This window comes from Bacillus mycoides, from assembly GCF_001757995.1.
GTDB lineage: Bacteria > Bacillota > Bacilli > Bacillales > Bacillaceae_G > Bacillus_A > Bacillus_A mycoides_B.
In genome coordinates, this window is record NZ_LXLV01000009.1 from 84,411 (window position 1) to 105,657 (window position 21,247).

The following is a 21,247-nucleotide window of genomic DNA, read 5'->3' on the forward strand; positions in this document are numbered from 1 at the left end:
CGAAATTTATCTAAAAAAGCTTCATGAAAATAAAGAAGTTCAACGGGATTTCCGTTGAACTTCTTTATTTTTTACTCGTTATCAACTCGTTTCAATGGCTGATCTGCGGGACCTTCCATAACATCTCCATCAATTGAAAAACGAGAACCGTGGCAAGGACAATCCCAAGTACAATCACCGTTATTCCATTCAACTTCACAGCCAAGGTGTGTGCAAGTTGTATCGACGATATGTAATTTTCCTTCTGTATCTTTATAAGCACCTGCTCGTTTACCGTTGACATGTACAACAGATCCTTCGCCAACTTCAAGGTCTTCTGGCTTACGTAATGCGGTTTCAATTTTCCCTTCAATTAAGTGTTTGGCAACATCAATGTTCTGAGAGAGGAAAGTTTTTATATCTGGATTTGCATGAAAGCGTGATGGTGCAAACAGTTCTTTATATGGACTGTGGACTTTTAGAATGGAGTCCTTCAGTAAATGAGCTGCTGCAGTTCCAGTCGTCATTCCCCATTTACGATATCCAGTTGCCACAAATATATTTGGATTCCTTTCGTTAATATGTCCGATATAAGGAAGCTTGTCTAGCGTGATTAAATCTTGTGCTGACCATCTATAGGGAACTTCATCTACTCCAAAAGTTGCTTCAGCAAAAGAATAGAGTGCTTCGTAATGAAGCATCGTATTTATTCCTTGTCCTGTTTTATGACTCTCTCCGCCGATTAATATTAGCTTTTCTCCATTTTTTGTCGTATAGCGTAAGGAGCGTTTGGGATCATCGATACTTAAATACATGCCCCCTGGGTAATCCGTTTTTGCTTTTATTGCGAGAGCATAGGAGCGTTCTGCGTACATTCGCGTAAAGAAAAAGCTATTAGCATCATAAAAAGGAAAATGTGAACAAGAGACAATATATTTACAAGTGATGCGATGGTCACCCTTTGTAATTACTTGTGGATAATCTCCTTTTTCCACATCAATAGCTGTTGTTTGCTCATAAACCTTTCCGCCCATCTCCACAAACTTTTCTAAAAGTATTTTTAAATAAAGAAGAGGATGGAATTGCGCTTGATTTTTCATCACAAGTGCAGATTGTACGGGAATAGGAATCGACAGGGATTGAACATAGTCACAAGGAATATTTAGTTTTTGATAGGCTTCATATTCTTTCGTTAAATTTCGCAGGCCATTATTGGTAGTTGTATATAAATACGAATCTTCATTTGTGAAATTACAGTCGATTTTATATGCTTGTACAGTCTCGTTTATGAATTGTAGAGCTTTACTATTTGATTCGTAGTAAAGTTGAGCTTTTTCCACACCAAAATTGTTTATTAATTCATCATAAATAAGATCATGTTGAGCTGTTACTTTTGCGGTTGTATGCCCAGTTGTTCCATTTAAAACAGAACCAGAATCAATTAAAACGACTTTCATTCCTTCTTTAGCGAGTAAATAGGCGGTGGTAATGCCTGTAATACCAGCTCCGATAACAGCAACTTCTGTCTTTATATTTTCGGATAAATGAGGAAAAGTAGGAAATTGAGTAGATTCAATCCAATAGGATGATGGTAACTGCGGAAATGTGTCATCTGTCATTTTGAAAACCTCCTAAATTAGAACAATTTTCCTTTTAATATTTCCATATTATATGGAATTCATGTATGTTGTTTTCATAGCGTTCTATTTTTATCCCGCTATTTGTGGGCAGTAAAACTCCCACCTCAAAATTCGGCTGGAGCAAAGAAGTTAGGTGGGAGCCTTGCTGCCCGTCAACGCCCGATTGGTGAGGGTTAATAATCAGTGGGGGATGAACAAAACCCCCACTGATTAAAGTTTCACTTTATTAAACGAAAGATAAAATTATTTTAATATAATTATTTTGTTGGGGCAGTATGAAGAAGTAGGATTTATATAAAGCTAAATTCAAATGATTCCATTTGCGGATTACATAGAGAGTTCTTGAATGAGATAGAGTCTGTGTTGTTTAAGTGGATGTGTATGTATAGCGATAAAACCTTGTGAAATCCATACTCTTTCTTTAGTGAAATAAAGTATACTTATAAAAGTATAACCAACTTTTATTACTAGGTCATAAAAGTTGTTGACAATGTAGAAAGTCTATTGTTATGATTCATCATGTGGAAAGGTTGATAGAGAGTAAAAAGAGAAATGTTTTTCATTGATAATAAAAGCGAGAAATAAGTGACGATAGAGTGAGTATATTTTCCTTATGATAAATGCTTTTTGGATCACCTAGTAAAATCAATCTGGAAGCAAGAATTGATATATGCAAGTCGCGTAGGGCGCGGCATAAGAAAGGGGCAAAAGGATGAAGGAGCTTCATACGTTTGGGTGGTATGCAGCGCGTGTATCACCACATTTGCCAAAAAAAGCATTTAAACCAGTTCCTACTCGTTTATTTGGTGGACTGGCTTATTTACTTGTGGCATTAGCGGGGTTAATAGCGATTGGTGTATTTGAATTGAATGTGTGGGCAAATTTAGGAATTGCGATTGTTCTTGGATTATGTTTTGCTTCACTTGGATTTTTAGGACATGAAATTTTACATGGAACAGTTGTAAGAAAGGCATGGCTTCGTGATTTTTTAGGTGCGATAGCATTTATGCCATTATCAACTGGCCCAAAACTTTGGAGAAAGTGGCATAATGCAACGCATCATGTTCACACACAGCATGAAGAGAATGATCCAGATGCATGGCCGACATTTGAGAAACTGAAAAAGAGTAAGTTTTTGAGTTGGGTATATCGCATGCCTCTTCATGTACGTTCATTCTTTAGTTTTCTGTCATTAACAATTCAATTTACGTTACATTCGACTCGAATGTTCTTTCATTTTATAAAAGAATTTAAGTCATCCAATCAAAAATCTGTATGGCTTCAACTTCTTTTGCCCTGGACAGTTTGGATTAGTTTATTGTTTATTATGGGACCTACAAAGTGGTTCTTTGCATACGTGATTCCGTTGTTAATTGCTAACTTTATTGTAATGGCGTATATCGCAACAAATCACCGCTTAAATCCAATTGTTCCAGTAAATGATCCTTTAGCAAACTGTTTATCAGTCACAGTACCGCGCTGGGTAGACGTTTTACATTTCAATTTCTCATACCATACAGAACATCATCTGTTTCCTGCTATGAGTTCTAAATACTATCCATTAGTAAAAGATAAAATTAAAGAAATGTGGCCGGAACGCTATCACGAAATGCCGATGACAAAAGCATTGGCAGCACTTTGGAATACACCACGTGTGTATTATCACGGAAGTGAATTAGTTGATCCACATAGGGAGCATTTCTATGGTTCTTTAGGAAATGGATTGGATCCTCATAATATTTCATATCGTGAGGAACATATAGAGGAAAAAGAGACTATAAAAAAAGTAAATCAATAAACGTAGATATATTTTGCGATGAAAAAGCAAGCTCTCTTAGAGCTTGCTTTTTGTTATAAAGAAACTTCTTTCTTGTTCTTTGTTTTGACGTGGACAGAGTTATTTTCTTTCCGTTGTAGTCGTTTCTCTAAAAGATTAACAAAATAAGTAAATAGAAGAACAAGTACAAGATAGTATAGACCAACGATTATATATGTATCTAATTGTTGGAAGTTACCTGCAGCAATAGATAAACCCGATCCCCATAGTTCGGACAGTCCTACGTAAGCGACAAGTGAAGAATCTTTTAATCCAATAATAAATTGGTTCCCTAGAGGGGGAAGAGACAGACGAAATGCTTGTGGTAATATAATCCGGCGCATCGCTAAAGGGTAAGGCATCCCTAAAGAGCGAGCAGCTTCTAATTGTCCACGGTCAACGGATTGAATTGATCCGCGGAAAATTTCAGTAATATATGCACCGTTATGAATTGCTAAAGCAATTGCTCCTGCCCAAAAAGGGGTAAAAACAACAACGGATGTAATCCCAAAATAGAGAATAGCAATTTGAACAATTAAAGGTGTACCACGAATAATGGCGATGTATACATGAGCAATACTATTTAAAACCTTATTGTTAGAGATTCGAAAGAAAGCGACTAGTAATCCAATTAGTGAACCGAGTAATAGGGATGTTAGTGTTAATTGTAATGTGACAATAGTAGCCTTTAAGAGTGTGGGATAGGTAGAGATAAAAATTTCAAACATATGTGTCACCTCATATTGTATGGATTTTAGTAGGGAATGAAATGCCCCACATAAAGTGAAACTTTAATCAGTGGGGGGATCCCCCCTACTGATTATTAGCCTTCACCAATCGGGCATGTACGGGCAGTCCGACTCCTATCTAACTTCTTTGTTTTACAACCAAATTTTGGAGTGGAGGTTTTACTGCCCGCAAATAGCGGGATGGAAAGTGGGGCATGATTTATGAAATCTTTGAATAGCCAACTTACTTTGTTTTTGCCTCGTCTCCAAGAATATTACGCCCAAACCATTTCTTACTAATCTTTTCATACGTGCCGTCTTTAATGATTTCATCTAGCGCTTTATTTACCTTTTCGACCATGTCTTTATTGTCTTTATGAATAGCAATTCCCATTTCATCAAGGTTTAACGGTTTTCCAGCTTCTTTTATATTTGATTTACCTTCTTTAATCATGCGAAGACCAACCATTTGATCAGTAATAACTGCGTCTACACGTCCTGGTTCTAAGTCCATAAGTGCAGTAATATCACTATCATATTCTGTAATTTGATCTGTATATTTTGCAACAAGGGTTTTGAAAGTACTTGCTTTTACAACACCTATTTTTTTACCTTTCAAGTCCTCTGGAGAAGAGATAGATGTATTCTTTTTAGCTACAAAAATTTGTGCACCAGAACGATAATATGGATTTGAGAAATTCACGGCTTTTAATCGTTCTTCTGTAATTGCCATACTTCCTAATATCACATCATATTTTTTTGATTGTAGACCTTGAATCAATGTTTCCCAAGGATTTGTAACAGGAACAGGTTTCATTCCCATCTTTTTCGCGAGAGCTTCACCTATTTCTACATCAAAACCGACAAGCTTTCCGTCATTTTCTTTATAGTTAAAAGGTTTGTATAAACCACTCATCGCATAACGAAATTCTTTTTCACCATTAGATGAAGTAGTAGTGCTTTCCTTGCTGCAGGCTCCTAGTATGAAGGATGTACACAGTGTAATACTCGCAACAATAGTTAATAGTTTTCTTTTCATAAAACCCCTCCTATATATTGATCATACGGATGGTTTTAAGTATGTTATCGAGATATTTTATTTGGATGATTAGTTGTGCACCGTATGACTGTATTTCTTTTCGTTTGAAACAGAAGTTACATTATAAAACGTTGCGTAAAAATTGCTTGGCCCGTTCATGTGATGGAGCTGAAAAGAATTGTGCGGGAGGAGCTTCCTCCACAATTTTCCCGTCATCCATAAAGATGACGCGGTCAGCTACATCTCTTGCGAAATTCATTTCATGAGTAACAATAACCATTGTCATTCCTTCTTCAGCAAGTTCTTTCATAACTTGCAACACTTCTCCAACAAGTTCAGGGTCTAAAGCTGAGGTAGGTTCATCAAATAGCATAATTTTAGGATTCATAGCAAGAGCTCGCGCAATGGCAATGCGCTGTTTTTGACCACCGGAAAGGAGGTGGGGAGTTACATCTGCTTTATCCTGTAGGCCAACTTTTTGCAAAAGCTGATTTCCAATATCCTTTGCATTTGCTGTTTCTAATTTTTTTACATGAATAGGTGCTTCTGTGATGTTTTCTAGTGAGGTCATATGAGGAAAGAGGTTAAAGTGCTGAAAAACCATACCGACATTTTCACGGACTTTGTTTAAGTTTGAATGCTTTGGATCAATTCGTTCACCTTGTAAGTGAATTTCACCTTCATCGTACATTTCTAAAAAGTTAAGACAGCGAAGTAATGTACTTTTGCCGGAACCACTGGCACCAATTAAAACAACAACTTCTTTTTCTTTTACTTCTAAATCAATTCCTTTTAAAACATCAAGTGAGCCGAATGATTTTACTAGATTTCGAACTTGAATCATACAAAACCCCCAGTCAAAAATATATTTTACAAATGTTGCCCCTTATTTCTGTTATTAGTCATAAATTGTCAGAATCCTTTATTTTTTTGGCGGAATTTGATATTCAAGGGAATTATGATTTTTAAAATCTCTATATCTTTCTATAACGAAAATATGGATAATAATATATAGGTAGCACCTATATTGCTTATAAGAAGGGGAAAGAAGAGATGGAAAAAGAAAGGAAGACATTTTCCTTTGGTTTACGTATACAGCTTATGCTATTTACTACAGTTTTAGCTTTAATTACATATTCAACAAGTTTATTTTTTATTTACGTTATATATGATTATTTTCAAAGTTATGTAAGTCAAACTGTTTATAATATTATCGTTATGTTATTAGGTGTAGTATGGTCTGGAATTTTAGCGTATGGGGCAGCAATATTTTTAATTAAACCACTTCGAAAGTTGGAAGAATCAGCAAGGAAAGCGGCTGAAGGTGATATTCGTGAAGATGTCCCATTGCCAAAGACAGATGATGAGATTAAATCTTTAAGTGTTGCATTTAATATGATGCTAGGGAACTTAAGGGGCATGGTAAAAAATATCGATACTACATTTTCGTATACAAATAATCAAGTTCAGCAAATTAGAAAACAAACAGGTGAAGCGACAAAACAAGCACAAGGTGTGTCTGAAACTCTTGCGGAGATTTCTTCTGGTGCCGAGCAATCAGCGGCATCGATTCAAGCGATCGTTTCTACTGTTGATACAACGACTTCTATTGCAAATGAAGTAGAAGGAAAAGCAAAACAGTCTGACGAGTTGTCTTCAGAAATGGTTCAAGCTTTAGGACAAAGTACACGTGTATTTACTTCTTTAATTCAAGGTATTCAAACATTGGCGAGAGAAAATGAAGATTCGATGGAAAATGTACAGAAATTAGAAGAGCGAATGAAACAAGTTGAACACATTGTTTCTGTTGTGAGTGAGATTGCTACCCAAACAAATTTATTAGCACTCAACGCTTCTATTGAGGCAGCTCGTGCAGGAGAGCATGGAAGAGGCTTTGCGGTTGTAGCAGAAGAAGTACGTAAATTGGCTGATGAAAGTGATCATTCCGCAAAAAACATATCGCAGTTATTACGGAATATGCAAGATGAAGTACAGCAAGTCGCATTGAAAATGACAGAGCAGGTCAAGAAAGCTAAAGAAGAGGCGAAACGCGGAGAAGCTACAGAATTAATTTTAAAAGAAATGTCATCAAGTGTTATGGAAGTAGCCGATGCAACCAAGCAAATTAGTAGTTATATGAATGAACAAGTGAGTCACATTCATCAAACAGGAGCACAAACAAAGGCTGTAGCAGCAATTGCGGAAGAAACGTCAGCTGGTTCACAAGAAGTGGCACGTGTGACGTTGCAACAGTCTAAAAATATGATAGCAATCGATCAATTATTAAAAGACTTAGAGAAGCAATCAGCGGATTTAAAACAAACGATTGAACGATTTTCGATGTAAAAGAGAAGAACAGAATGCTGTTCTTCTCTTTTTTTAACTAGATTTAATATCTACAGTTAAAAAGTATAAACTATGAACGTTTCCGCAACATTCTTTTCTGTCCCTTTCGGATGAAAATTATAGCGAGCTATAATATTAAAAGGGGTGTCTTTTATGAAAAAAGAAAAAAGACAACGATTAATTAAACAATTTGTAAAGGAGTATGAAATAGAGAAGCAAGAAAGATTAGTAGAATTGTTAGCAAAAAAAGATGTATTAGTAACACAAGCTACAGTTTCTCGAGATATTCGTGAGTTAAACTTAACGAAGGTACCTTCTCAAGAAGGATTAATGATATATAAATTTTTCTCAGAAGAGCATTTACAAACTGATATAAAGTTAAAGAAAAAATTACGAGAGGTTGTTGTAAAAATTGATTGTGTAGATCAATTAATGGTTATTAAAACATTACCCGGTAATGCACATGTTATTGGTGTTTTGTTTGATGAGTTAGATTGGAAAGAAAAAATAGGATGTATATGTGGAAATGATACATGCCTTATAATTTCTCAGTCGAAATCAGATAGGGAGATTTTAGAAGAAAGGTTAAATTTAATTATTTAGATGCAAAATCCTGTTTTTAATAAAAATTAAAAACAGGATTTTTGTGTAAATACGGAAGTTAAATATTCAGCATATATGCGTAATATATGTATTTTTTTATTGAAAAAGCGGGATGGAGTGTTATAAAAATACAAATTCATATGATTTTAAAAAAATAACTTGTTTAATATTTCACAATGATAATGTGGATGTTTTCACAAAGATGAAAGCGCGTAGCATTTATTATGTACTTGTAAGACATCAAACATATTTAAAAGGAGGTACAACAAATGAAGCATCCGATACATGTTACTTCAGAAATTGGGGAATTACAAACGGTGTTATTAAAACGACCTGGTAAAGAAGTGGAAAACTTAACGCCAGATTATTTGCAACAATTATTATTTGACGATATTCCATACTTACCAATTATTCAAAAAGAGCATGATTATTTTGCACAAACATTACGCAATCGGGGTGTTGAAGTTCTTTATTTAGAAAAACTAGCTGCTGAGGCATTAGTAGATAAAAAACTTCGAGAAGAATTTGTTGATCGTATTTTAGAAGAAGGACAGGCTGACGTAAATGTTGCACATCAAACTTTAAAAGAATATTTACTTTCCTTTTCAAATGAAGAATTAATTCAAAAAATTATGGGTGGTGTACGGAAAAACGAAATTGAAACAAGTAAGAAGACACATTTATACGAATTAATGGAAGATCATTATCCGTTTTACTTAGACCCAATGCCTAATTTATATTTTACTCGTGATCCAGCAGCTAGCGTGGGCGATGGCTTAACGATAAATAAGATGAGAGAACCGGCGCGTAGACGTGAATCATTATTCATGGAGTACATCATTAAATATCATCCAAGATTTGCAAATCACAATGTGCCAATTTGGCTAGATCGTGATTATAAGTTTCCAATTGAAGGTGGCGATGAGCTAATTTTAAATGAAGAAACAATTGCAATTGGAGTATCTGCCCGTACGTCAGCTAAAGCAATTGAACGTTTAGCTAAAAATCTTTTTAGCCGACAAAATAAAATTAAGAAAGTGTTAGCAATAGAAATTCCAAAATGCCGAGCATTTATGCATTTAGATACAGTGTTTACAATGGTTGATTATGACAAGTTTACAATTCACCCAGCCATTCAAGGGCCAAAAGGAAATATGAATATTTATATTTTAGAAAAAGGTCCAGATGCGGAAACTCTTAAAATTACACATCGTACTTCTTTAATGGAAGCATTAAAAGAGGTATTAGGTTTAAGTGAATTAGTTCTTATTCCTTGTGGAGGAGGAGATGCAATTGCTTCCGCTCGTGAACAATGGAATGACGGTTCTAATACATTAGCAATTGCGCCAGGTGTAGTTGTTACATATGATCGCAACTATGTATCCAATACTTTATTAAGGGAGCATGGTATAGAAGTCATTGAGGTGCTAAGTTCGGAATTATCTCGTGGTCGTGGGGGTCCACGTTGCATGAGTATGCCAATTGTTCGTAAAGATATTTAGTATAAATAACGGAGAAAGTAGGGATGAAGTATGTTAATGACTAGACCAAATTTAAAAGGAAGAAGTTTTCTAGCTGAAAAAGATTTTACACAAGAAGAATTATTATATTTTCTAGATTTAGCAGCAGAATTAAAAGAGAAAAAGAAAAACGGTGTCCCACATCATTATTTAGAAGGTAAAAATGTAGCGCTATTATTTGAAAAAACCTCTACTCGTACGCGATGTGCATTTACAGTAGCATGTACAGATTTGGGGGCGAACCCTGAATATTTAGGGAAAGGTGATATTCAGCTTGGGAAAAAAGAATCCGTAGAGGATACAGCAAAAGTGTTAGGACGCATGTTTGACGGAATTGAGTTTCGTGGATTTAATCATGAAACTGTAGAATCTTTAGCACAAAATTCTGGTGTGCCGGTTTGGAATGGATTAACAGATATGTGGCATCCAACACAAACACTTGCAGATTTATTAACAATTAGAGAACATGTAGGGAAATTAAAAAATGTGAAGCTCGTTTACGTTGGAGATGGACGAAATAATGTTGCTAATAGCTTACTAGTTGGTGGAGCGATCGTTGGAATGGATGTACGTATTTGTACACCGGAATCTTTATGGCCAGAGCAAGAAGTAATTGATTTAGCAAAAAAATATAATGAACAGGTAATGATAACAAGTAATGTGGAAGAAGCTGTTGCGAATGCAGATGTAATTTATACAGATGTATGGGTGTCTATGGGTGAGGAAGAAAAATTTGCTGAACGTGTCGAGTTATTGAAACCTTATCAAGTAAATATGAAAATGATTAAAGAAACAGGAAATGAAAATGTGATTTTCTTACATTGTTTACCCGCATTCCATGATGTTGAAACGATGTATGGTGAGGAAGTTTATGAGAAATATGGGTTGAGGGAAATGGAGGTAACTGACGAAGTATTCCGCAGTAAACATTCAAAAGTATTTGATCAGGCTGAAAATAGAATGCATACAATTAAAGCGGTTATGGCAGCTACTTTAGGAAACATGGAGTAAAGAAGAAAGGGAGTCTTCCTTTCTTCTTTCTCCTCCTTTAGACACTATCATTCACTATGGCTTTCGTATTGTTATTGCAATTAAAGAGAGGTGAGTGGAATGGATGAAGATAAGAAATTAGGGTTGTTTACATTAACGGCGCTTGTAGTGGGGTCTATGATTGGCGGTGGAGCGTTTAATTTAGCAAGTGATATGGCAAAAGGTGCTGGAGCTGGAGCCATTATTATTGGTTGGGTTATAACAGGAATTGGGATGATTGCGCTTGGATTATCTTTTCAAAATCTAACTGTAAAACGGCCAGATTTAGATGGCGGTATTTTTAGCTATGCAAAAGCAGGGTTTGGTAATTTTATGGGATTTAATAGTGCGTGGGGATATTGGCTATCTGCCTGGCTTGGTAATGTAGCTTACGGTACATTATTGTTTTCTTCATTAGGGTATTTCTTCCCAATCTTTGAAGGCGGTCAAAATGTAGCATCCATTATTGGTGCAAGCGTATTATTATGGTGTGTTCACATGTTAATTTTACGTGGAGTTCAATCAGCAGCACTTGTGAATTTAGTAACTACAATCGCAAAATTAGTACCTGTATTTGTATTTATTGTTATAGGAATCTTCGCGTTTCATATTGATACGTTTCTAGATGGATTTTGGGGACAAACTGGTTCTTTTTCATGGGGAGCGGTTGGCAGCCAGGTTAAAAGTACAATGCTTGTAACTTTATGGGTGTTTATTGGGGTAGAAGGGGCTGTTGTTTTATCTAGTCGAGCAAAAAATAGAAGTGATGTAGGGAAAGCAACGGTTATTGGCTTAATTGGTACACTCATCATTTACATTTTAATTACATTACTGTCTCTTGGACTTATGCAGCAAGCAGATATTGCTAATTTGAAAAATCCGTCTATGGCTTATTTATTTGAAAGTGTTGTTGGAAAATGGGGGGCTATCTTTATTAATTTAGGTTTAGTCATCTCTGTATTAGGTGCTTGGTTAGGCTGGACTTTACTCGCATCTGAAATTCCATATTTGGCGGCTAAAGACGGAGTATTTCCAAAATGGTTTGCAAAAGAAAATAAAAACAAGGCTCCAATAAATTCATTATGGATAACAAATGGCTTAATTCAAATGTTCTTATTAACATTCGTCGTTTCCGATCAGGCGTATAACTTTGCATTCTCTTTAGCATCTTCAGCTATTTTAATCCCATATGCTTTTTCAGCATTTTATCAACTGAAGCATAGCTTAAAGTCTGAAGAAGTGGATCGAAATAAAAATATAATAATTGGTTTGATAGCAAGTATTTATGGTGTGTGGTTAGTTTATGCAGCTGGTTTAGAGTATTTATTATTAACTATGACTTTATATGCGCCAGGTATTTTTATTTTTTACAATGTTCAAAAGCAAAAGAGTTCGAAGCAAATATTTACTCGAGTGGAATTAGCATCATCGGTAGCAATTGGTGCTTTAGCATTCTTTGCGATTTATGGATTAATTACAGGCAGTATTACTTTATAAAGCGCTGTGAAAGCGAAATTAACTGGAGGGCTGAAATATGGCACGAAGAAAAATTGTAGTTGCACTAGGGGGAAATGCGATACAGTCTGGAAAAGCTACTGCAGGGGCACAGCAAGAAGCATTAGAAAAAACAGCGGAACAACTTGTAAAAATAATGGAAAATGATGTAGATATAGTAATTGCGCACGGAAATGGCCCGCAAGTGGGGAATATTTTATTACAGCAAAAAGCTGCAGAAACGGAAAAGACACCTGCAATGCCATTAGATACTTGTGGTGCAATGAGCCAAGGGATGATTGGATATTGGATGGAAAATGCGATTGAAAAGGCATTGAAAAAACGGAATATAAAAAAAGACGTAGCAACGGTTATAACACGCGTTGTCGTGGATGAAAAAGATGAGGCATTTAAAAATCCAACTAAACCAATTGGTCCTTTTTATACGGAAGAAGAAGCAAGAAGATTAATGGAAGAAACAAAAGCAGTGTTTAAAGAGGATGCTGGCAGAGGGTGGAGACGTGTTGTTCCATCACCGAAGCCTGTAAGTATTCATGAGCATAAAGTAATTAATTCTTTAGTTGAGGATGGAAATATAGTGATAGCTGTTGGTGGTGGTGGAATTCCAGTAATTGATTCCGAAGAAGGGTTAAAAGGAACTGAAGCGGTTATCGATAAAGATTTCGCTGCGCAGAAATTAGCTGAATTAGTAGATGCTGATACGCTCGTAATTTTAACTGCAGTTGATCATGTGTATGTAAATTATAATCAACTGAATCAAAAGAAATTAGAGCATGTCACAGTGAATCAATTAGAAGAATACATTGAGGAAAAACAATTTGCTGCGGGAAGTATGCTTCCAAAAATTGAAGCTGCTATTAATTTTGTTAATACAAATCCAAAAAGAAAAACAATTATTACGTCTTTAGAAAAAGTATATGAAGCACTAGAAGAAAAAGCTGGTACTATTATTTCTAAACAGAATGTATGCATGTATGTTTAAATAATTGTGTGCGCTATTTATTAGTAAAAAAAGAATGAAGTTAGTAACTTCATTCTTTTTATTTATTAATATTTTTTGTACTCATTGTTCATAAAGTTTTCATGATGAAATCTTAATATATAAGTTAATTATGATAAAATTTAATTTGAATACGCTTTCTTGACTTTTCGCTCCAACATACAGCAAGAGAGAGGGAATTTTATGAATAGACGGAACGTAGTTAAAGACTTAAAACAATTTGAATTATTTGCTCATTTAACAGAAAAGAAATTGAAAGGTTTGGCGGAGTTTGTCTATTGGCGAACTTATAAAAAGGGTCAATTTTTATTTTTAGAAGGGGATTCAAGAGAAAGAATTTACTTCATGTTAGATGGTTTTGTAAAGTTAGAGCGGGTAAATCAAAGTGGAAATTTATTATATGATGACTATGTAAAGCGGTATTCTATTTTTCCTTATGGTGGTATGTTTACAGACAGAGGATATAACTATACGGCAGAAGCGATGACAGATGTAGAGGTATATTATATTCCGACAGTAATTTTCGAAGATATGGTGAAATCTAGTAGGACGCAATTAATGTACGTTGTTCAGCAATTATCATCAATATTAAAACTAAACGAAAATCGAGTGCAAAATATTACAATTCCTAATGCACAAGATCGAGTCATTCAAACATTAAATTATTTAATGCAAGATTTAGGAGAACAGAGTGGCGAAACGATTGTAATTTCATGCCCACTTACAACAATTGAAATATCAAAAATATCTGGGACGTCCCGAGAGACGGTTAGCGGCGTATTAAAACAATTAAAAAACGATAGTATTGTTACAATTCTGGATAAAAAAATTACAATACATAATCCAACATATTTTGAGGAGATCTCTATGTGAAAATTGCATATTGATTTTCTAATTCTTATTGTATATTAATAAGGTTCTTTATATATTTATAAGGAACTTTTTTACGTTATCCTCTATAAAATGATTGTATAGTATGGTAATAATAGCTAAAATCGATAATAAAAAAGCAAAGGGAAGGGGAGAAGGAATGGTTCGAATTGAGTATGATCGATTAGTAGCTATTTGTTACAGTATAGGGGTTTTGTTATTATTAAAAATTCCAAACGATAATGAATTAATTGGGGAAAAACTATTCAATGTCTATAAGGTTCCGGTATATACATATATTTATATGGATTATAAAGTTTCAAATATATTAATTGTTTCTTTCTTACTACATATAATCGCATTTATATTATTTGTAAAATGGCTAGTAAAAAAGAAATCTAGTACATTTAGAACAATGAATAAGATAAAAGTAGTAGGCATTAGTATTTTGATTTTAATGATGCCGTTTATTTTAAATAACATCCTCCATACATTGAATAAAACATGGTACTACGCAGGAAAAACAGGGGTAGAGGCGATAGAATATAAAAAAGAAGATAGCCAGTGTAGAATGGAGAAAAATGGAGAGGATATCGAACAAAAGTGCATTGTGACTTTAAAAAATTATCGTAATCATTCACAGGCATTAAAAGTTGTTTTATATGATAATGCAAACGAGAATTCAAAAGGTTATCCAATACCGAAACCAGTCTATTTACAAAAACATGAGACAAAACAATTCGAATTTCAAATTCCTGTTGCTTATAATAGCGGTATTGAAAAAGATAAAGTACCAAATATTAAATTACATTCATTGCATAAAAATGATGAGAAATACAATTAATCCGTAATTGAAAGTTTATGAGTAGGAGCAATAATTTGAAACGATATAGAAAATCAACTTGAATCATCCAACACGCTGTGAGGTAACGGCATATTGGATGATTTTTTATTTTATCCCCTTTTTTACGTATGAAAGGGTGGGATACTTTGTTGAAAACGAAAAACATTACAAGGGTCATATGCTGTCTTCACTTTACGCAATCGTTGAAAGTTAGAGCCATAATAACTAGTTTGCCAATTTTTAATGTCGATATCGGGCCAATTGACATAGTCACCTAGTGTATAAGGATCTAAGCTTTCTCTTAAATCTTTAACCCAGCGTATATTTTGATTTTCTTCATCATCACATTTCCAAGAGGTAATGTATTCTTGAGCAATAATTGCTTTACGATGGAAATAAGCTGTTTCATTAGGTGAAATGTTTTCTACAGCACCTATGAGCGATTGGTGCCAAATACTCGCATCTTTATTTGGTGCATGAGAAAGAAAATATTGCATGATTTGAATGCCTTTAAGAGGGATAGGCTTATATAAGTAGGAGCCGGAGCGCTTGAAGTTTTCAGGGATGTTAACACTGTTAAAAAATTCAACAGCCTTTATATAAGGAACTTCATCTATAAAGAGAGAGGGGGTACCCGTTTCAAGAAGAGGAGATAATAAGGAATGGAGTTCAGAGGGAGAGCCAACAAACTCACCTTGTGCTTCAATTTTATTTCGTTGCTTTGCGAATAATTCAATTGATGAAGTGAGACGTTCGTCTATATAAGGCGCCCAGTTTTGCCAAGCTTGAAATGCAGCGATAAAATCTTCCCATTCCCATGTAATTGAGAAGATTGATACATTTTTTATAGGATGTACTCGAAAAGTTAAAGAAGTAACAATTCCGAAATTTCCACCACCACCACCTCGACACGCCCAAAACAAGTTAGGGTTTTCTTGTTCGTTTGCACGAATGATTTTTGCACCAAATTTACCGCACGCTTGTACCATTTCAACTTCTACTAATTGATCACATGTTAATCCAAATAAGCGTAAAAGCATACCGATACCACCGCCAAGTGTTAATCCAACAATTCCAACACTTGCACTTGTACCAGCCGGTATTGTAACACCATAATTCCAAAGCTCTTTATAAACAGTGCCAAGATTTGCACCAGCTTCAATTGTTGCTGTTAATTTATCTGTATTAACAGTAATGCGATGCATTTCACTCACATCAATAATAAGTCCTCTATTTAAAAGAGAAAAATTTTCATAGCTATGACGTCCGCTTCTTAAGCGAAATGGTATATGACGTTCGCGTGCCCATTTTAAGGCATTACAGACATCATTTTTATTTTGGCAAAAAACAATAATACAAGGGAGTTTTGGAATACTTAAATTTAAATTCATTCGGGCTATGTCATACCCAGGATCCGAGGGAACGACGATACGACCAGTTAATTTTGTTTGTTTCAATTTATATCTCCTTTCTGAAATAATATGAGCTTGTATTAGTATATGAAGAGTTTATTTAACACGCATGGACGAGAAGAAGAGAAGGGTTAGATTTATCCTGTTATTTGCGAGCAGTAAGACAATCCGGCTGAAGCAAAGAAGATAGTGCTGCTCGTAAAAGCTCGATTGGTAAGGGCTAATAATCAGCGGGGAATGGACACCTCCCCACTGATTAAAGTTTCACTTTATCTTTGTGAGAAATAAATAAAGCATAAGAATAAGGAAACTACATAGAGTTCAATGAAAACAGTTGCAAACTATTCATATTTTGTTATGATAGTGTTACGAAAACGTTTGCATAAAAAAATCGAGATGCAAAAGGAGAGAGTTATTATGAAGAAAACATGGTGGAAAGAAGCTGTCGCTTATCAAATTTATCCACGTAGCTTTATGGATTCAAATGGTGATGGTATTGGAGATTTACAAGGTATTATTGAAAAACTGGATTATTTAAAAGATTTAGGTATAGATGTAATTTGGATTTGTCCAATGTATAAATCACCTAATGACGATAATGGTTATGATATTAGTGATTATCAAGATATTATGGATGAATTTGGTACGATGGAAGACTTTGATGCTTTACTAGATGAAGTTCATAAGCGTGATATGAAGCTTATTATTGATTTAGTTATTAATCATACGAGTGATGAACATCCGTGGTTTATTGAATCTCGTTCATCTAAAGACAATCCGAAGCGTGATTGGTATATTTGGCAGGATGGTAAAGAAGGCGCGGAACCGAACAATTGGGAAAGTATTTTTAATGGTTCTGCATGGGAATATGATGAAGTGACTGAGCAATATTATTTACATTTATTCTCGCGTAAACAACCAGATTTGAACTGGGAGAATAAAGAAGTTCGTGAAGTTTTATATGATACTGTTAATTGGTGGCTTGATAAAGGTATTGATGGTTTCCGCGTCGATGCGATTAGTCATATTAAAAAAGAAGAAGGCCTCAAGGATATGCCAAACCCAAAAGGGTTAAAGTATGTGCCTTCTTTTGACAAACATATGAATGTAAATGGTATTCAGCCATTACTAGAAGAATTAAAAGAAAACACATTTGCTAAATACGATATTATGACTGTTGGAGAAGCAAATGGTGTGAAAGTTGAAGATGCTGATCTTTGGGTTGGAGAAGAGAACGGTAAATTCAATATGGTATTCCAATTTGAGCATTTAAGCTTATGGGATGCAGAAAAGAAGAAAGATCTTGATGTTGTTGAGTTGAAAAAAGTATTAACAAAGTGGCAAAAAGGTTTAGAAAATAAGGGATGGAATGCTTTATACATTGAAAATCATGATAAGCCACGTATTGTGTCTACTTGGGGAAATGATACAGAATATTGGCGTGAAAGTGCAACGGCTTTAGGTGCGATGTATTTCTTTATGCACGGCACACCGTTTATTTATCAAGGACAAGAAATTGGTATGACAAATGTTCAGTTCCCAAATATTGAGGATTACGATGATGTAGCAGTTAAAAATTTATATCGTGAGAAAATTGCAGAAGGAGTATCACATCAAGATATGATGGAAATTATATGGGCTTCTTGCCGCGATAATTCACGTACACCTATGCAATGGAATGCCGAAAGTAATGCTGGTTTTACAACAGGAAACCCTTGGTTTGGTATGAATCCAAATTACAAGGAAATTAATGTTGAAAAGCAGAAAAATGAAGAGGGATCTATTTTCAATTTCTACAAGAAGATGATTGCCTTGAAAAAAGAGCACGATGTGTTAAATTATGGTGCGTATCATTTACTTTTAGAAGATGATCAGCAAATTTACGCATATACTCGTACATTAAATGATGAAAAAATCATTGTTATTAGTAATATCTCGGAAGAGGAAGCAGTGTATAGTGAGGATAAATTCGTACTAGAACGCAAACGTTTGCTTTTAAATAACTATGAAGTTGCCGAGCACGATCAAGTAACTACAATCACGTTAAAACCTTATGAAACAAGGGTTTATCGCATTTCATAATGAAAAAGGATGCTCCTCGAGCATCTTTTTTTATGAAAAAAAAAAAATTTCTATTGCAATGTGAAAACGCTTTTATTAAAATAGATTTATGAAAACGGTTGCGTAAAGAGAAAAAAGTAACATAAGGAATCGTTTTCATAAGAGAAACAGAAATTATAATTTAAATCATTATGTTGTTATAAATAAAGGGGAGGAAGAAAAGATGAAAATTACGTCTTTTGATTTTTGGCAAAAGTTCGGGAAGGCATTATTAGTGGTTGTAGCTGTAATGCCAGCAGCGGGCTTAATGATTTCCATCGGTAAGTTAATTGGGATGTCTGCTGGGGATATTAACGCAGTTCATACAATTGCTCGCGTAATGGAAGACATCGGTTGGGCAATTATAACAAATCTACACATTTTATTCGCAGTAGCAATTGGGGGATCTTGGGCGAAGGATCGCGCAGGTGGTGCATTTGCAGCACTATTAGCATTCGTCTTAACAAATAGAATTACAGGAGCTATCTTTGGCGTAAACGCCCAAATGTTAGCGGATTCAAAAGCGACAGTTTCTTCATCATTAGCAGGTGATTTACTTGTAAAAGATTATTTCACTTCTGTACTTGGTGCACCAGCATTAAACATGGGAGTGTTCGTAGGGATTATCACAGGTTTCTTAGGAGCTACTTTATATAACAAATACTACAACTATAACAAACTGCCACAGGCATTAGCATTCTTTAATGGAAAACGATTCGTACCATTCGTTGTAATTGTTTGGTCTACAGTCACTGCGATTGTATTATCACTTGTATGGCCATTTATCCAAAGTGGATTAAATGAATTTGGTCGCTGGATTGCAGCATCTAAAGACAGTGCACCAGTTGTTGCACCGTTTGTATACGGAACGTTAGAACGTTTATTATTACCGTTTGGATTACATCATATGTTAACGATTCCGATGAACTACACAGAGCTAGGCGGAACATATACGATGTTAACTGGTTCAAAAGTTGGACAAGTTGTAGCAGGACAAGATCCATTATGGCTTGCATGGATTACAGATTTAAATAACTTATTAGCAAATGGAGATACGAAAGCATATAACGATTTATTAAATAACGTTGTACCAGCTCGTTTCAAAGCTGGACAAGTTATCGGCTCAACAGCAGCGTTAATGGGGATTGCGTTTGCGATGTTCCGTAATGTTGATAAAGAAAAACGTGCAAAATATAAACCAATGTTCTTATCAGCTGCATTAGCAGTATTCTTAACAGGTGTAACAGAACCAATTGAATTCATGTTCATGTTTATTGCGCCAGTATTATATGTTGTGTATGCAATTACAACAGGACTTGCATTCGCATTAGTAGATTTAATTGATTTACGTGTTCATGCATTTGGATTTATTGAGTTAGTTACACGTACACCAATGATGGTCAATGCAGGATTAACAAGAGATTTAATTAACTTTGTCATTGTTTCATTAGTGTTCTTCGGTCTTAACTTTACGTTATTCAATTTCTTAATTAAAAAATTCAATTTACCAACACCAGGACGTGCAGGTAACTATATTGATAATGAAGATGAGTCATCAGAAGGAACAGGAAATGTACAAGATGGTTCATTAGCAACAAAAGTTATTGATTTATTGGGCGGAAAAGATAATATCGCTGACGTAGATGCTTGTATGACACGTTTACGTATAACAGTAAAAGATTTAGATGTTGTTGCACCAGAAGCACAATGGAAACAAAATGGTGCTTTAGGACTTATCGTTAAAGATAAAGGTGTACAAGCCGTATATGGCCCGAAAGCTGACGTATTAAAGTCAGACATTCAAGATATGTTAGGTGCGTAATAATATGAAATTGCTAACTTTAAATTGTCACTCTTGGCAAGAAGAGAATCAAATTGAAAAAATAAAGTATCTTGCTAAAGCAATTCAAGAAGAAGATTATGATGTGATCGCATTGCAAGAAGTAAGTCAGTCTATACAAGCTGAAAATGTATGCGGTAACAAGAAAAAAGATAATTTTGGACTTTTACTGCTAGAAGAGTTAAGAGCATTAAATGTAAAAGAATACAATATTATTTGGGATTTCTCTCATATTGGATATGATGTGTACGAAGAAGGATTAGCAATTATAACAAAGCACAACATTGTAAAGGACGATACGTTCTTTGTCTCAGAAAATAAGGATACAACGTATTGGAAAACACGCAAAATTGTAAGTGCAACAATTGCTTATAATGATAAGAATATAACGTTTTATTCTTGCCATCTCGGTTGGTGGAATGATGAAGAAGAATCATTCAAAGATCAAGTGGATCGTTTAATGGAGCGTGTAAATAGCAATGAACTTTCCTTCTTAATGGGTGATTTTAATAACAATGCTCGTTTGGAAGGAGAGGGTTATGAGTATACGATGCAAAAAGGTTTATATGACACATATGAACTAGCGATAGAGAAGGATGAAGGAACAACTGTCCAAGGAGAGATTGCTGGTTGGGATGAAAATAAACAAAACTTACGAATCGACCTAATATTAAGCAATCAAAGTAAAACAGTTAATTCTTCAAAAGTCATTTTTAATGGAACAAATCGAAATGTAATTTCTGATCATTTCGGTGTAGAAGTACAATTAGATATATAATAGAAGAAACCCTCACAGATAATGAAAAGCTGGGAGGGTTTTTTGATAAATACAAGTATTCCCAAGAGAAAATACTTGTATTTTTTATGACATTTCCTATATATTTGTTATTATTGAATGTAAAACTAATTTGGTCATTTTGTATGCATACTTTTTTTACTTCGTTATATAATGAAGTAAGTGAAATA

At 34.7% G+C, this 21,247-nt stretch carries 17 protein-coding genes; 12 read left to right on the forward strand and 5 right to left on the reverse strand.

All coding sequences use genetic code 11. The annotated features are described in order from the left end of the window. Window positions 1-71 precede the first annotated feature (71 nt). Complete coding sequence (locus BWGOE10_RS01880) at window positions 72-1,598, reverse strand: FAD-dependent oxidoreductase (RefSeq protein WP_070140703.1); 1,527 nt, start codon at window positions 1,596-1,598, stop codon at window positions 72-74. Between the two features lie 733 nt (window positions 1,599-2,331). Here BWGOE10_RS01880 and BWGOE10_RS01885 point away from each other — a divergent pair. Continuing rightward, a complete protein-coding gene (locus tag BWGOE10_RS01885; RefSeq protein ID WP_070140704.1) occupies window positions 2,332-3,417 on the forward strand; it encodes a fatty acid desaturase family protein in 1,086 nt (361 codons plus the stop codon). 53 nt (window positions 3,418-3,470) lie between these two features. On the opposite strand, the gene BWGOE10_RS01890 is transcribed toward BWGOE10_RS01885, so the two are convergent. The 3 genes from BWGOE10_RS01890 to BWGOE10_RS01900 all read right to left on the reverse strand — a co-directional run bounded on the left by BWGOE10_RS01890 (window position 3,471) and on the right by BWGOE10_RS01900 (window position 6,046). Then, window positions 3,471-4,163 (reverse strand): amino acid ABC transporter permease, encoded by a 693-nt coding sequence (locus tag BWGOE10_RS01890; protein WP_070140705.1) that lies wholly within the window; start codon window positions 4,161-4,163, stop codon window positions 3,471-3,473. Between the two features lie 244 nt (window positions 4,164-4,407). Then, the gene (locus BWGOE10_RS01895; RefSeq protein WP_070140706.1) at window positions 4,408-5,202 is read right to left on the reverse strand and encodes an ABC transporter substrate-binding protein; all 795 of its coding nucleotides are present in this window, start codon (window positions 5,200-5,202) and stop codon (window positions 4,408-4,410) included. Window positions 5,203-5,323: 121 nt separating this feature from the next. Further along, window positions 5,324-6,046: an amino acid ABC transporter ATP-binding protein gene (locus BWGOE10_RS01900; protein ID WP_070140707.1), complete on the reverse strand. Its 723-nt coding sequence runs from the start codon at window positions 6,044-6,046 to the stop codon at window positions 5,324-5,326. A gap of 209 nt (window positions 6,047-6,255) precedes the next feature. Between BWGOE10_RS01900 and BWGOE10_RS01905 the strand changes: the two genes are divergently transcribed. From BWGOE10_RS01905 to BWGOE10_RS01940, 8 genes are all read left to right on the forward strand, one after another. Continuing rightward, a complete protein-coding gene (locus tag BWGOE10_RS01905) occupies window positions 6,256-7,548 on the forward strand; it encodes a methyl-accepting chemotaxis protein (protein WP_070140708.1) in 1,293 nt (430 codons plus the stop codon). 153 nt (window positions 7,549-7,701) lie between these two features. Beyond that, window positions 7,702-8,151, forward strand: coding sequence for an arginine repressor (gene argR, locus BWGOE10_RS01910; protein ID WP_000711835.1), 450 nt, complete (start codon window positions 7,702-7,704; stop codon window positions 8,149-8,151). A 269-nt stretch (window positions 8,152-8,420) separates the two neighbouring features. Then, the gene (gene arcA, locus BWGOE10_RS01915) at window positions 8,421-9,653 is read left to right on the forward strand and encodes an arginine deiminase (RefSeq protein WP_002091257.1); all 1,233 of its coding nucleotides are present in this window, start codon (window positions 8,421-8,423) and stop codon (window positions 9,651-9,653) included. Between the two features lie 30 nt (window positions 9,654-9,683). Further along, window positions 9,684-10,682, forward strand: coding sequence for an ornithine carbamoyltransferase (argF, locus tag BWGOE10_RS01920; RefSeq protein WP_000930304.1), 999 nt, complete (start codon window positions 9,684-9,686; stop codon window positions 10,680-10,682). A gap of 99 nt (window positions 10,683-10,781) precedes the next feature. Then, entirely contained in the window at window positions 10,782-12,197 is a 1,416-nt protein-coding gene (gene arcD / locus BWGOE10_RS01925; protein WP_000343045.1) for an arginine-ornithine antiporter, read from the forward strand. 37 nt (window positions 12,198-12,234) lie between these two features. Further along, entirely contained in the window at window positions 12,235-13,197 is a 963-nt protein-coding gene (gene arcC, locus BWGOE10_RS01930; RefSeq protein ID WP_002139469.1) for a carbamate kinase, read from the forward strand. Between the two features lie 201 nt (window positions 13,198-13,398). Beyond that, window positions 13,399-14,088, forward strand: a complete 690-nt coding sequence (locus tag BWGOE10_RS01935) for a Crp/Fnr family transcriptional regulator (protein ID WP_001081901.1) — start codon at window positions 13,399-13,401, stop codon at window positions 14,086-14,088. 157 nt (window positions 14,089-14,245) lie between these two features. After that, window positions 14,246-14,929, forward strand: a complete 684-nt coding sequence (locus tag BWGOE10_RS01940; RefSeq protein ID WP_070140709.1) for an ABC transporter permease — start codon at window positions 14,246-14,248, stop codon at window positions 14,927-14,929. A gap of 122 nt (window positions 14,930-15,051) precedes the next feature. Here the strand turns inward: BWGOE10_RS01940 and BWGOE10_RS01945 are convergent, their stop codons facing one another. Next, the gene (locus tag BWGOE10_RS01945) at window positions 15,052-16,386 is read right to left on the reverse strand and encodes an FAD-binding oxidoreductase (RefSeq protein WP_070140710.1); all 1,335 of its coding nucleotides are present in this window, start codon (window positions 16,384-16,386) and stop codon (window positions 15,052-15,054) included. A 372-nt stretch (window positions 16,387-16,758) separates the two neighbouring features. On the opposite strand from BWGOE10_RS01945, the gene BWGOE10_RS01950 reads away from it, so the two are divergent. From BWGOE10_RS01950 to BWGOE10_RS01960, 3 genes are all read left to right on the forward strand, one after another. Then, a complete protein-coding gene (locus tag BWGOE10_RS01950; protein WP_070140711.1) occupies window positions 16,759-18,423 on the forward strand; it encodes a glycoside hydrolase family 13 protein in 1,665 nt (554 codons plus the stop codon). Window positions 18,424-18,625: 202 nt separating this feature from the next. Further along, the gene (locus BWGOE10_RS01955; RefSeq protein WP_070140712.1) at window positions 18,626-20,263 is read left to right on the forward strand and encodes a PTS transporter subunit IIBC; all 1,638 of its coding nucleotides are present in this window, start codon (window positions 18,626-18,628) and stop codon (window positions 20,261-20,263) included. Window positions 20,264-20,267: 4 nt separating this feature from the next. After that, window positions 20,268-21,059 carry an endonuclease/exonuclease/phosphatase family protein gene (locus tag BWGOE10_RS01960; protein ID WP_070140713.1) on the forward strand — a complete coding sequence of 264 codons (792 nt, stop codon included), beginning with the start codon at window positions 20,268-20,270 and terminating at the stop codon, window positions 21,057-21,059. The last annotated feature ends 188 nt before the right edge of the window (window positions 21,060-21,247 follow it).